Annotated in this window: 11 protein-coding genes and 1 pseudogene; all 12 read left to right on the forward strand. The window is 70.6% G+C overall.

The genetic code is table 11. The annotated features are described in order from the left end of the window. The first annotated feature begins 201 nt into the window (after positions 1 to 201). The 12 genes and pseudogenes from EZH22_RS22205 to EZH22_RS22260 all read left to right on the forward strand — a co-directional run bounded on the left by EZH22_RS22205 (position 202) and on the right by EZH22_RS22260 (position 12,755). A complete protein-coding gene (locus EZH22_RS22205) occupies positions 202 to 1,005 on the forward strand; it encodes an IclR family transcriptional regulator (RefSeq protein WP_203192592.1) in 804 nt (267 codons plus the stop codon). 199 nt (positions 1,006 to 1,204) lie between these two features. Then, positions 1,205 to 2,248, forward strand: a complete 1,044-nt coding sequence (locus EZH22_RS22210; RefSeq protein WP_203192593.1) for a BMP family protein — start codon at positions 1,205 to 1,207, stop codon at positions 2,246 to 2,248. A gap of 82 nt (positions 2,249 to 2,330) precedes the next feature. Beyond that, positions 2,331 to 3,023, forward strand: coding sequence for an ATP-binding cassette domain-containing protein (locus EZH22_RS22215; protein WP_203192594.1), 693 nt, complete (start codon positions 2,331 to 2,333; stop codon positions 3,021 to 3,023). Next, positions 3,020 to 3,844, forward strand: a complete 825-nt coding sequence (locus EZH22_RS22220; protein WP_203192595.1) for an ATP-binding cassette domain-containing protein — start codon at positions 3,020 to 3,022, stop codon at positions 3,842 to 3,844. The genes EZH22_RS22215 and EZH22_RS22220 overlap by 4 nt, the downstream gene beginning before the upstream one ends. Before the next feature lie 3 nt (positions 3,845 to 3,847). Further along, positions 3,848 to 4,954, forward strand: coding sequence for an ABC transporter permease (locus EZH22_RS22225; protein ID WP_203192596.1), 1,107 nt, complete (start codon positions 3,848 to 3,850; stop codon positions 4,952 to 4,954). Between the two features lie 4 nt (positions 4,955 to 4,958). Continuing rightward, positions 4,959 to 5,882 (forward strand): ABC transporter permease, encoded by a 924-nt coding sequence (locus tag EZH22_RS22230; RefSeq protein WP_203192597.1) that lies wholly within the window; start codon positions 4,959 to 4,961, stop codon positions 5,880 to 5,882. 334 nt (positions 5,883 to 6,216) lie between these two features. After that, on the forward strand, positions 6,217 to 7,191 hold the full coding sequence (locus EZH22_RS22235; protein WP_203192598.1) for a siderophore ABC transporter substrate-binding protein: 975 nt from the start codon (positions 6,217 to 6,219) through the stop codon (positions 7,189 to 7,191). Positions 7,192 to 7,295: 104 nt separating this feature from the next. Further along, positions 7,296 to 8,203, forward strand: a pseudogene (locus tag EZH22_RS22240) (ABC transporter permease). Between the two features lie 73 nt (positions 8,204 to 8,276). Next, positions 8,277 to 9,158, forward strand: a complete 882-nt coding sequence (locus tag EZH22_RS22245) for an iron chelate uptake ABC transporter family permease subunit (RefSeq protein ID WP_231711570.1) — start codon at positions 8,277 to 8,279, stop codon at positions 9,156 to 9,158. Continuing rightward, positions 9,155 to 9,913: an iron ABC transporter ATP-binding protein gene (locus EZH22_RS22250; protein WP_203192600.1), complete on the forward strand. Its 759-nt coding sequence runs from the start codon at positions 9,155 to 9,157 to the stop codon at positions 9,911 to 9,913. Before EZH22_RS22245 ends, EZH22_RS22250 begins: the two co-directional genes overlap by 4 nt. A gap of 382 nt (positions 9,914 to 10,295) precedes the next feature. Next, complete coding sequence (gene entS / locus EZH22_RS22255) at positions 10,296 to 11,558, forward strand: enterobactin transporter EntS (protein WP_203192601.1); 1,263 nt, start codon at positions 10,296 to 10,298, stop codon at positions 11,556 to 11,558. A 6-nt stretch (positions 11,559 to 11,564) separates the two neighbouring features. Beyond that, positions 11,565 to 12,755 (forward strand): efflux RND transporter periplasmic adaptor subunit, encoded by a 1,191-nt coding sequence (locus EZH22_RS22260; RefSeq protein ID WP_203192602.1) that lies wholly within the window; start codon positions 11,565 to 11,567, stop codon positions 12,753 to 12,755. Positions 12,756 to 12,757: the final 2 nt, after the last annotated feature.

Here is a 12,757-nt window from a genome sequence, read left to right on the forward strand (position 1 = left end):
TCGCTCTCCGGCTGCAAGACGGAAAAGGCGTTGTCCCCCCATCTGGGAGGCAGGCGGGTCGCCGCGTGCCCGAAAGCCTGGGCGGGCGTCGCCTGCCTGATTTTTGGCCTTCTCACCGCACGGCCCAACCCGCATCGTAGCGGCACGGGCAGCGGCGGCGCGCTTCAGCGATGCATGACCGGCGAGCCAACGGATTGAAACATGGGTCGAAAAGGCGAGACGCCCGGCAAGGCGAGCCGGGCGGGCGATGGGCTGGTGCGGGCGGTCGACCGGGCGCTCGGCCTGCTGGTGCTCGTGAGCGACAGCCCCGGCGGCATCGCCCTGCCGCAGATCGCGGCCCAGGCGGAGCTTGCGGCCTCCACAACCCACCGCCTGCTCACCACGCTGGAGGGGCGCGGCTTCGTCCATTTCGACAAGAAGAGCGGCCACTGGTTCGTGGGACGAACCGCGCTCGCGGTGGGCGCCACCTATGCCGGCTCGCGCGACATGGTGGCTTGCGCCCAGCCCATCCTGAAGCGCCTCGGCCAGAGCTGCGGCGAAACCGCCAGCCTGGGTGCCCTTGAGGATGGAAGGGTGGTGTTTCTCCACCGCTTCGATGCCCGCGCGCGCCGCGCCTTCGTGCCCACGGGAAGCTCCCTGCCCGCCCATTGCTCCAGCATCGGCAAGGCGCTCCTCGCGGTCCTGCCGCAGGCGGAAGTGCACAGGACCCTGTCCGCCGAGCGCCTGGTGGCGGTGACGCCGAACACCATCTGCTCGCCGGAAGCGCTCATGGGCGCGCTGGAAGAGACGCGCCGCGTCGGCTTCGCCCTCGACGACGAGGAGAACACGATCGGCCTGCGCTGCATCGCGGCGCCGGTGCTCGACGCCTATCACCGCCCCGTCGCAGCCGTTTCCCTCGCCGTGCCGGTCGAGCGCCTAGATATTGGGCAGGTTGCCGAACGCGGACGCATGGTGGCCGCGGCGGCGCAGGAACTCACCCGCGCCTGGTCCGGTGCCCGCGTCTGACGCCGTCCGGGCCGGCTGGCTCCCGACCCCCAAGCCCGCGACAAGACACGGGTTTTTCCGCCTTCATCCCATCTGGTGGAATGGCGGCGCGGAGCGGGTGGCCCTGGCTGTGCTTCTTGCAGAGGCGTGAACGGTCAACACCACGCGTGCCGCGACGAGGCCTTTCGGGCGGCACGGCTTTACATCTGGGAGCAACGACATGTTCGACGCCCTCCGGCCGAACAAGGCCCGCCCCGCCGGGCGCGCACCCTTCGCCGCCACCTTGTGCGCCGCCGCCATGGCGACGCTGGCGCTGACGGGCGCCGCGCTGGCCCAGAAGGCCGCCTTCCTCTTCCCCGGCTCCATCAACGACCAGAGCTGGAACGCCCAGGGCTACATGGGGGCGGAGAAGCTGAAGTCGCTGGGCTGGGACATCTCCTATTCGGAGAATGTGGGCGCCGCCGACATGGTGGACGCCCTGCGCGACTATGCCCGGCAGGGCAACGCCGTGGTGGTGGGACACACCGGCCGCTTCGTCTCCGCCGCCGAGCGCGTGGGCCCGGACTTTCCCAAGACCCTGTTCGTGGTGGGCTCCGGCTCCAAGGGCGTGCCGCCGAACGTCACCTCCATCGACTATGACAACACCCAGTTCGGCTATCTCATGGGCGTGCTCGCGGCGCGCATGAGCAAGACCGGCAAGATCGGCTCGGTGAACAGCCTCGAAGGCATCCCGAACGTGACGGCGCAGGTGGGCGCGTTCCGCAAGGGCGCCAAGTCCGTCAAGCCGGACATCGAGGTGAAGGTCATCTACATCAAGAGCATGGAGGACGGCGCCGAGGCCAAGGAGGCGGCCCTCTCGCTGATTGCCGGCGGCGCCGACTTCATCAGCGGCAAGCTCAATGCCGGCCAGTCCGGCATCATCCAGGCGGCCAAGGAGAAGAACGTCTTCGCCAACGGCCGCTCCTTCGGCCACACGGCCATCGCGCCGGAGAACGTGCTGACCAACATCGTCGAGAAGTGGGCCGACATGTACACCGCCGCCGCCGAGGCCAGCAAAACCCAGGACATGGGCGGCAAGTACATCCTCTACGGCTTCAACACCCCCGGCTCCACCGGCGCCGAGCTGGGCTACGAGGCCGGCCAGCCCTACAACAAGGCGGTGCCCCCGGCGGTGGTGGAGGAGCTGGAGGGCCTGAAGAAGAAGTTTGCGTCCGGCGAGCTGAAGCTCACCGTGACCAAGGAGGATGCCCGCGGCGGCATCTGACGCGGAACCCCATCATGCAGCCCGCCCCGACGCCTTCCGCCGGGGCGGGCATTTGCGTCCCGTGGCGCGAGAGGCGGCCTTCATGCTGGAAATGCGCGGCATCGAGAAACGCTACGGCGCGGTGCGGGCCAACCGTGGCATCGACCTCGTGGTGCCCGACGGCACCATCGTCGGCCTGCTGGGCGAGAACGGCTCGGGCAAGAGCAGCCTCATGAAGGTGCTGTTCGGCATCGTCGCCGCGGATGCCGGCGCCATCACCTTCAAGGGCCGCGCGCTGAAGCAGCACGGGCCGGCCCAGGCCATCGCCGCCGGGCTGGGCATGATCCACCAGCATTTCACCCTGGTGGACGCCATGAGCGTCACCGAGAACGTGATGCTCGCCTGGGACCGCGCCGGCTGGTGGCTGAGGCCGAAGGACATCGCCCGGGAGATCCGGACCACCTCTGCCGCCTTCGGCCTCGGCATCGACCCCGACGCCCGCGTCGCCGACCTGCCCCACGGCCAGCGCCAGCGGGTGGAGATCATGAAGGCGATCCTCGCCGGCGCCGAGCTGCTGATCCTCGACGAACCCACCTCCAACCTCAGCCCGCCGGAGGTCGCGGGGCTGATGGAGGTGATGCGCAAGCTGAAGGCCAGGGGCCATTCCATCATCTTCATCTCGCACAAGCTCGACGAGGTGCTGGAGATCTGCGACGAGGTGGTGGTCCTGCGCGATGGCGCGGTGGCCGGCCGCTGTCCCACGGGGGCGCCACCAAGGCCTCCCTCGCCCACATGATGGTGGGCCGCGACGTGACCGCCAGCGTGGAGCGCGCGGCGGTGGAGCCGGGGGAGACGGTGCTGCGCGTCTCTGTCCTCTCGCGCCGCGACGCGGCCGGCGTCGCGCGGCTGAAGGACGTGTCGTTCTCGCTGCGCGCCGGGGAGGTGCTGGCGATCGCCGGCGTGGACGGCAACGGCCAGACGGATCTTGCCGACTGCCTCGCCGGCCTCAGGATGCCCACGTCCGGCGGCATCGACCTCGGCGGGCGGGACATCACCTTCGCCCCGGTGAGGGAGCGCCTTCAGGCCGGGCTCGCCTACATTCCGGTAGACCGGGCGACCACTTCGCTGGTCCCGGCCATGACGGTCGCCGACAACCTCGCCCTGCGCGAGTTCGATGCCGCGCCGTTTTCCCGCGCCGGCTTCCTGACCCTCGGCGGCTTCAGGGCGCGGGCGCGCGAGCGGATGCGGGACTTCGACATCCGCGCCGCCGGGCCGCAGAGCCCGGCCCGCACCCTTTCGGGCGGCAACCAGCAGAAGATCGTGGTCGCCCGCGAGATCGGCCGGCGACCGAAGGTGCTGGTCGCCTTCCAGCCCACCTGGGGGCTCGATCCCGGCGCCACCCGCTTCGTCATCGACCAGATCCTGGCCCTGCGCGCCGCCGGCGGGGCGATCCTCTACCTCTCCGCCGCCCTCGACGAGGTGCTGATGCTGGGTGACCGCATCGCCGTGATGCATGGCGGCCGCCTGTCCCCGCCCCGGCCCCGTGGCGACGTGGACGTGACCGAGATCGGCCTGCTCATGGCCGGCATCGATCCCGCCGGCATCCGGGCGGCCTGACGCATGCTGGACCCTGGCCCCCTGGTGCCCCGCCCTGCCCCCGCCGCGCCGACGCCCCGCGCCGACCGCCTGCGGGGCCTGCTCGCCGGCGGCGGCGCGCAGACCTTCGGCCTGACCCTGGGCGCCATCGTGCTCGCCCTCGTGATCACGGCCGGCCTCATCCTGCTCGCCGGCAAGAACCCGGTGACCGCCTATGGCGCGCTGCTGCGGGGCGCCTTCGGCTCGCTGGACCGGCTCGCCTTCGCGCTCAACAAGAGCACGCCCTACATCATCACCGGCGTCGGCGTGGCGCTGTGCTTCCGCGCCAAGGTCATCAACATCGGCGGCGAGGGCCAGATCGCCCTCGGCGGCATCGCCGCGAGCTTCGTCGTCCTCATGGCGCCGGCGAGCCTGCCGGCGCCGCTGCTGCTGTCGCTCGCCATGCTCGCCGGGGCGGCGGCGGGGGCGCTGTGGGCGCTGCTGGCGGCTTTCGTCTTCATCAAGCGCAACGTGCACGAGGTGCTGTGCACCCTGCTGCTCAATTTCGTCGGCGTGCTGCTGGTGAGCGAGGTGCTGCACGCCCCGCTGGGCGAGGAGGGCGCGGGCTTCCCGCAGTCGCCGCTGTTCCCGCGCGCCGGCTGGCTGCCCGGGCTCATTGCCGGGACGGACCTGCACATCGGCATCCTGTTCGCCGTGGCGGCGGCGGTGCTCGGGCATGTGCTCCTGTGGCGCACCACCTTCGGCTTCCGCCTGCGCATCCTCGGGGCGAGCCGACCGGCGGCGGCCTATGTGGGCCTTTCGGCCGCCCGCTCCACGGCGCTGGTGATGGCCATCGCCGGCGCGCTGGCGGGGCTGGCCGGCGGCATCGAGGTGAGCGGGGTCCACAACCGCCTCATCGAGGGTTTCTCCCACGGTTTCGGCTTCAACGCCGTCGCGGTGGCGCTCATCGCCGGGCTCAATCCGCTGGCGGTGCTGCCGGCGGGCCTGTTCCTCGGCTTCCTGGAGGCCGGCACCCTCGCCATGCAGCGGGAGGTGGGCGTGCCGTCCTCCCTCGTCTACGTCATCGAGGGACTGATGATGGTCTTCGTGCTCTGCGCCGTGGGCATGGGCGCCCACAACCGGAAGGTCTGAGCCCATGGACCTTGCCACCCTTGCGGAGCTGCTCTCGGCGACGCTGCGCATCTCGACGCCGCTGCTCTTCGCCGCCATGGGCGGGTTGATCAGCGAGCGGGCGGGCACCTTCGCCGTGGGCATCGAGGGCATGATGCTGGCGGGCGCCTTCGGCGGGGCGCTCGCCGCCCTTCTCACCGGCAGCAGCGCGGCCGGGCTGGTGGCGAGCCTGTTCGCCGGCATGGCCCTGGCGCTGGTGGTGGCGCTTGCCACCACGCGCTTCCGCGCCGACCAGATGGTGACGGGGCTGGCGGTGAACATCCTCGCCCTGGGGCTCACCAGCTTCCTGCTGCGCGGCCTGTTCGGCGGGCGCACGCCGGTCATCCGCCTGCCCACCCTGCCCGCCTGGCCGGTGCCGCTCCTGGGCGACATTCCGCTGCTCGGGCCTGTGCTGTTCCGCCAGCCGCCGCTGGTCTATCTCGGCTTCCTGCTGGTCGTTCCCGTCGCGCTCTATCTCGCCAAGACGAAATCTGGCCTCATGCTGCGCGCCGTGGGCGAGAACCCGGAGGCGGCCTTCGCCGTGGGCACCGATCCGCAGCGCGTGCGCACGCTGGCCATTCTGGCGGGCGGCGCCTTCGCCGGGCTCGGCGGGGCCGTGCTGTCGCTGCAGGAGGTGGGCACCTTCACCGATGGCATGACCAACGGCCGCGGCTTCATCGCGCTGGCCGCCATCATCGTCGGCCGCTGGAACCCGTTCGGCGCCATGGCAGGCTGCCTGCTGTTCGGCGCCGTCGCGGCCCTCGAATCCCGCATCCAGGGCTGGGGCCTGCCGGTGAGCTCCTACGTGGTGCAGATGGTGCCGTACCTCGTGGCGCTGGGGCTGCTCGCGGGCATCGGCCGGTCGTCGAAGATGCCCGGCGCCATCGGCGCGCCCTTCCTGCGCCACTGACTGGCGCCCCGCGCGCCCAGCCCCGCATGCGCGAAGAAGAAGGCGCGGATCGTCCCGCGCGGCGCGCGGCTCATGATCGCGCCGAAGCGGGGGCCGGCGCCTCATGTCCGACATGGTGTCGCTCAACACTTGACGGCGCGAAATACATATACAATTTTCATCTTGTATCGAGCTCTCCTGTTTTCGCGAGAGAAACGAAATTATCCGTGATGGAACGGCATATTTTATGACGCTTTCCTTAAATGAAATAATTCCAATCCTGCGAGACGCCGCAAAGATGCGGAAAATACGGAAATTTCAGCTGCGGGCCGCGCTTCCGTATACATGCGCGCGCATGCGATCCAAGATCCTGCCTGCTGTTTATGCCGCCGGAAGCACCGGCCGCATCGCCTTGCGGCGGGCCGTCGCCTTCTGCGGCCTTCTGGCCGCGATCCTTCTGGCGAGCGCGGGCGCGCATGCGGAAATCGTGGTGGCGCATGCCGGGGGATCGACCACATTGCCCGGCCGGCCGCAGCGGGTTCTGGTCTTCGATCCGGCCGCCCTCGACACCCTCGACGCCTTGGGCGTGGAGGTTGCGGGCGTGCCCGGCTCGAACCTGCCGGATGCCCTCGCCAAGTACCGCGATCCCCGCCACCTCAAGATCGGCACCCTGTTCGAGCCCGACTATGAAGCCGTCGCCGCCGCCCAGCCAGACCTGATCATCATCGGCCCGCGCACGGCGGCGAAACGCCGGGACCTCTCCGCCATCGCCCCCACCATCGACCTCTCCGTGGACGAGGATCATTTCGCCGACGGCGTGAGGCGCAACGTGGAGACGCTCGGCCGTATCTTCGACAAGCAGGCGCAGGCCTCCGCCCTGCTGGCGCGCATCGACGCGGCGCTGGCGCGGGTGCGCGCGGCGGCGCCGGGCGCGGGCGCGGCGCTCATGGTGATGGTCAATGGCGGCAAGCTCACCGCCTACGGCCCCGGCTCCCGCTTCGGCTGGCTCCATGACGACCTCGGAGTGAAGCCGGCCATCGCCGACGTGAAGGCTGCCACCCACGGGGAGGTGATCTCCCTCGAGTTCATCCTGAAGACCGATCCGGACTGGCTGCTGGTGCTCGACCGCGACGCCGCCGTGGGGCGCAACAGCGAGGCCGCCCGCAAGGTCCTGGACAATGACATCATCGCTGCCACCCGCGCCGCCAAGGCGGGCCGCATCCTCTATCTGGACCCGGCGCGCTGGTACATCCTGGGCGGCGGCGGCACCGCCTTGCCCATCGTCGCCGAGGAACTGGCGCAGGCGCTCGAAGCCGGGCGGAGCCCCTAGGCATGGCGACACCGACACCGGGTGTCGCCCCGACATGTCGGGAGCGGCTCACCCCGGCTTTCGCCTTGGCGTGCCTGGGCTTGCTGGCCCTCGGCGTGGCGAGCATGCTGATCGGTGTCGGCGACATGTCGATTGCCGCTCTCGCCGGCGGGGAGGCGCAGGGCCACGCGCAGCTGCTGCTCCTCGCCAGCCGGGTGCCGCGCACCCTGGCGCTGCTGTTTGCCGGCCTGTCCATGGGGGTGTGCGCGGCCCTGATGCAGATGCTGTTCCGCAATCGCTTCGTGGAGCCCACCACCGCCGGCACGGCGGAGGCGGCGAGCCTCGGCCTCCTCACCGCCACCCTCCTCGCTCCCGGCCTGCCGGTCATCGGCAAGATGGCGGTGGCGGCCGTGTTCGCGCTCGCGGGCACGGTGCTGTTCCTGAAGATCATCGACCGCATCGCCCTGCGCGGCGCCGTCATCGTTCCCCTCGTGGGGCTGATGCTGGGGGCATCATCAACGCGCTCACCACCTTCCTCGCCTATCGCGCCGACCTGCTCCAGTCGCTCGCCGCCTGGACCACCGGCGATTTCTCCGGCGTGCTGCGGGGACGCTACGAGCTGCTCTGGCTCAACGTGGCCCTCGCCGCCCTCGCCTATGGGGCGGCGGACCGTTTCACCGTGGCCGGCCTCGGCGACGCGTTCGCGCGCAACCTCGGACTGGACTATCGCCGCATCATGGCCCTGGGCCTCGCCATCGTGGCGCTGGCCACCGCCACCTGCATCGCCACCGCCGGCACCGTGCCGTTCCTCGGCCTGCTCGTGGCCAACGTGGTGGCGCTGGTGATGGGCGACAATCTGCGCCGCACCCTGCCCTGGATCGCCCTTTCGGGGGCCGCCTTCCTGCTCGCCTGCGACATCATCGGGCGGCTCATCCGCTTCCCGTATGAGATCCCCGTGGGCACGGTGGCCGGCGTCGTCGGCAGCGCGGTGTTCCTCTACCTGCTGCTCGGGCGGCGCTACCGCCTTGGCTGACGCGCGCAGCGTGAGGGCGCGCCGCGCCCTCCTCCTCCTTGCCCTCGCGGCGGTGATCGCCGCGGCCTGCTTCATGACGGTGGGGGCGCGCGGCGGCTGGGGCTTCGTGCTGTCCCTGCGCGGCGGCAAGCTCGCCGGGCTGGTGCTGGTGGGCACGGCGGTGGCGGTCTCGACGGTGCTGTTCCAGACCCTCACCGAAAACCGCATCCTCACCCCGGCGGTCATGGGTTTCGACGCCCTCTACGTGGCGATCCAGACGGCCGTCGTCTTCGCCCTGGGCGCGCAGGGCGCCGCCGCCATTGATCCGCGCCTGCGCTTCGCCGGCGAGGCGGTGCTGCTGGCGGCGGCGGCGCTCGGCCTGTTTCGCTGGCTGTTCGATGGCCGGCGCGGCTTCCACCTCGTGGTGCTGGCCGGGCTGGTCTTCGGCATATTGTGCCGGGGGCTCGCCAACCTGCTCCAGCGCATCCTCGACCCGAACGAATTCTCGGTGCTGCAAAGCCTGCTGTTCACCCGCTTCAATGTGGTGGACACCGCGCTGCTGCCGGTGGCGGCGGTGGCCATCCTCGCGGCGGGCGCCCTCGCCCTGCGCCTCGCCCCGACCCTGGACGCGCTGGCCCTGGGCCGCGACACGGCAATCAATCTGGGCATCGACCACCGGCGGATGGTGACCATCCTCATCCTCCTCGTCGCCGTGCTCGTCTCCGTCTCCACGGCGCTGGTGGGGCCGGTGCTGTTCTTCGGCCTGCTGGTATCGAACCTCGCCTATCTCGCCATCGGCACCGAGCGGCACATCCATACCCTGCCCGCCGCAACGCTCATCGCCATCGCCTGCCTCGCCGGCGGGCAGACGGTGCTCGAACGCCTGCTCGGCTACGATGCGGCGCTGAGCGTGGTGATCGAGTTCGCCGGCGGCATCGTCTTCATCCTGCTTCTGCTCAGGGGCACGCGCACGTGATCGAGATCGCCGGCGTTTCGAAATCCTACGGCACCGCGCGGGTGCTCGACGCCGTGTCGCTGAGCGTGCCGGCGGGCGGGCTCACCGCCATCATCGGCCCCAACGGCGCCGGCAAGTCGACGCTTCTGTCCATCGTGGCGCGCCTCCTGCCCATGGATGCCGGGCGCGTCACCGTGGACGGGCTCGACGTGAGCACGACCACCGGCGACGTGCTGGCCAGGCGCATGGCCATCCTCAAGCAGGACAACCGGATCACGCCGCGCCTCACCGTCAGCGAGCTGGTGGCCTTCGGCCGCTTTCCCCATTGCCATGGGCGCCCCACCCGCGCCGATGCGGAGAAGGTCGCCGAGGCCATCGGCTACGTGGACCTCTCTCCCCTCTCCGGCCGCCTCCTCGACGAGCTGTCCGGCGGCCAGCGCCAGCGAGCCTTCATCGCCATGGTGCTGGCGCAGGACCCCGCCTGCCTGCTGCTCGACGAGCCCCTGAACAACCTCGACATGAAGCATGCCGCCGGCACCATGAAGCTGCTGCGCCGGGCCGCCGACGAGCTCGGCAAGACCGTGGTGGTGGTGATCCACGACATCAATTTCGCCGCCTGCTACGCCGATCGCATCGTCGCCATGAAGGGCGGGCGCGTGCTGGTCCATGGCGGGCCGGACGACATCATGCGCGCCGACGTGCTAAGGGCGATCTACGACATGGAGGTGGCCGTGCACGAGGTGAACGGCTTCCGCCTCGGCGCCTATTACCGGTAGCGTCCATCCCCCGCGCGAGCCCGCCTGAAACGTCGGCCGGGACCTTGCTCCCCGTCATGGCCGGGCATGACCGCGGTGATGGCGGCCATCCCCTTCGAAATCTGCAAACGGCACCTGCGATGCTGGAATCGCGGCAGGAGGCCGACCTCGTCAATATTGAATTGTTCAAATGAATACTTTTCATTATTCAGTCATTCGCCGTTCAATCAGGTCTTTTTGACGCTCAGCCACAGGACGGCGGGTACAACCGACCCTATCCTTCGCGGCGCCAGGATCTTCGTCCGGTGCGGGCCTGCGCGCCCCGGACCATACCCTGCGGCGGATCGCGTCCGACAGTCGCGCCGCACGGCCAGATCCGCCCCTGTCATGCGAGACCATCATCGTGCGCCGCTTCCTGATCGATATCTCGCTGCTTCGGCGCAACCCGGCGTTCCGAAATCTCCTCGTCGCCCGCAGCATCTCGCTGATGAGCCTCGGCATGCTCGCCGTGAGCGTGCCGGTGCAGGTCTACGGGCTCACCGGCTCCAGCTTCCAGGTGGGCGTGGTGGCGGCGCTGGACGGCATCGGCATGTTCGTCGGCCTGCTGCTCGGCGGCGTGCTGTCGGACCGCTACGACCGGCGCCGCCTCATCCTCTTCGCCCGCGGCGTCTGCGGCATCGGCTTCGTCGGCCTCGCCCTCAACAGCCTGATGGACGCGCCGTCGCTCTTCGCCATCTACGTGCTGGCCATGTGGGACGGCTTCTTCGGCGCCCTTGGCGTGTCGGCGCTGATGGCGGCGATGCCGTTCATCGTCGGCCGCGAGAACCTTATGCAGGCGGGGGCGCTCGGCATGCTGGTCACTCGCTTCGCCACCATCGTCTCGCCGGCCGTGGGCGGCATGGTGATCGCCGCCGGGGGACTCGGCTGGAACTACGGCCTGGCGGCCGTGGGCACCCTCGTCACCGTGCTCACGCTCCTGTCCCTGCCCGCCATGGTTCCCGAGCGCCACGCCATCCGCCATCCCCTCACCATGATGGCGGAAGCGTTCGGCTTCCTGTTCCGGCACCGGCGGCTGCTCCTGGTCTTCGCCATCGGCACGCTGCTGACGCTTTCCACCTCCATCCGCATCCTGTTTCCGGCCATCGTCACCCAGACGCTGGGCGGCGGGGCGCTGGAGATCGGCCTGATGTATTCGGCGGTCCCCCTCGGCGCGACCCTCGGCGCTGTGCTCAGCGGCTGGGTCCGGGAGCTGCGTCAGCGAGAGCTGGTGATGTCGGGCCTGTGCGCCGGCGCCCTCGCCTGCGTCATCCTCCTCGGGGCGAGCGGACACATCGTCGTCGCGCTCGCGGCGCTGGTGATCTACGGCTACACCAATGCCATCGCCTCGCTGCTCCAGTACACCATCATCCAGGATCACACGCCGGACCACTTCCTCGGCCGCATCAACAGCCTCTGGGCGGCGCAGGACGTGGCCGGCGACAGCCTCGGGGCGGTGGGCGTCGGCGTCCTCGTCGCGGCGCTGCCGAAGACCGGCGTCATCGTCCTGGGCACCTTCGCCCTGGCCGTCGGCGGCCTCCTCACCCTCGCCATCAACGGCCTGCCGCGCGAGGGATCAACCGGCGAGGAGCTGGCAGGCGCCGGGCAGCCGGCGGCCGGGGAAGGCTGACACGCCATGCAGCCCAACGGACGCCTGCGCCTGACCCGCCGCCATGCCGGCCTGCTGCTGGCGCTGGGCGCGGCCCTGGCCGGTATCGGCTTCTTTCTTGATGCCCGGCCCGGCGCGCAGTCGCAGGAGGCCCGCTTCGAGACCGCCGTGGTGACGCGGGGCACCATCGAGGACAGCGTCACCGCCCTCGGCAAGCTGCAGCCCCGCGATTACGTGGACGTGGGCGCGCAGGCGTCCGGCCAACTGCTGCGCCTGCACGTGCATGAGGGCGACGTGGTGACCGAGGGCCAGCTCCTCGCCGAGATCGACCCCTCCTTGCAGGAAGCGCAGGTGGAGGCGGGCGAGGCGGAGATCGCGCGGCTGAAGGCGCAGCTCATCGACCTGGAGGCCCGCGCCCGCTTCGCCACCGACCGCGCCCAGCGCCAGGCACGCCTTGCCCGCAACCAGTTCACCAGCACCGAGGAGAACGATCGCGCCGCCATGGAATCGGCCGCCGCCACCGCCCAGCTTGAGATGACCCGCGCCCAGATCCGGCAGGTGGCCGCCACGCTGCGCTCCAACGAGGCGCAGCTGCGCTACACCAAGGTGTTCGCACCCATGGCCGGCACCGTCGTCTCGGTGGAGGCGCGGCAGGGACAGACCCTGGTCGCCACCTACCAGACGCCACAGCTCGTGCGCATCGCCGACCTCTCGGTCATGACCGTGTGGACCCAGGTGGCCGAGGCGGACGTGCCCCGGCTGAAGCCGGGCATGCCGGTGTGGTTCACCACGCTGGGCCACCCCGACCGCCGCTGGGAGAGCCGCGTGCGGCAGATCCTGCCCGGGCCGAGCCAGCCGGGGGCCGGCGGCACCAGCGGGGGCGCCGGCAGCGGCGTCGTCCTCTACACCGCCGTGTTCGACGTGCCCAATCCCGAAGGCGAGCTGCGGCCGCAGATGAGCGCGCAGACCTTCTTCATCACCGCCCGGGCCGAGAACGCCCTCGTCGTGCCCATGGCCGCCCTCGTGCCGGCGGAGGGCGGGGGCGACCGCTTCACCGTGCGGGTGAGCGGCAAGGACGGCATCAGCACCCGCGCGGTGCGCATCGGCGTGCGCACGCGCTTCCAGGCGCAGGTGCTCGAAGGCCTCGCCGAGGGCGAGCGCGTCGTCACCGGCGAGCGGGCGGAAGAGGAGCGGAGCGCCATCCGCTTCACCCAGTGACG

Source organism: Xanthobacter dioxanivorans (genome assembly GCF_016807805.1).
GTDB lineage: Bacteria > Pseudomonadota > Alphaproteobacteria > Rhizobiales > Xanthobacteraceae > Xanthobacter > Xanthobacter dioxanivorans.

What these genes read in the sequence shown, in the direction of transcription:
- EZH22_RS22205 (WP_203192592.1), top strand. Translation starts at nt 202, where the DNA reads ATGGGTCGAAAAGGCGAGACGCCCGGCAAGGCGAGCCGGGCGGGCGAT.
- EZH22_RS22210 (WP_203192593.1), top strand. Translation starts at nt 1,205, where the DNA reads ATGTTCGACGCCCTCCGGCCGAACAAGGCCCGCCCCGCCGGGCGCGCA.
- EZH22_RS22215 (WP_203192594.1), top strand. Translation starts at nt 2,331, where the DNA reads ATGCTGGAAATGCGCGGCATCGAGAAACGCTACGGCGCGGTGCGGGCC.
- EZH22_RS22220 (WP_203192595.1), top strand. Translation starts at nt 3,020, where the DNA reads ATGATGGTGGGCCGCGACGTGACCGCCAGCGTGGAGCGCGCGGCGGTG.
- EZH22_RS22225 (WP_203192596.1), top strand. Translation starts at nt 3,848, where the DNA reads ATGCTGGACCCTGGCCCCCTGGTGCCCCGCCCTGCCCCCGCCGCGCCG.
- EZH22_RS22230 (WP_203192597.1), top strand. Translation starts at nt 4,959, where the DNA reads ATGGACCTTGCCACCCTTGCGGAGCTGCTCTCGGCGACGCTGCGCATC.
- EZH22_RS22235 (WP_203192598.1), top strand. Translation starts at nt 6,217, where the DNA reads ATGCGATCCAAGATCCTGCCTGCTGTTTATGCCGCCGGAAGCACCGGC.
- EZH22_RS22245 (WP_231711570.1), top strand. Translation starts at nt 8,277, where the DNA reads ATGACGGTGGGGGCGCGCGGCGGCTGGGGCTTCGTGCTGTCCCTGCGC.
- EZH22_RS22260 (WP_203192602.1), top strand. Translation starts at nt 11,565, where the DNA reads ATGCAGCCCAACGGACGCCTGCGCCTGACCCGCCGCCATGCCGGCCTG.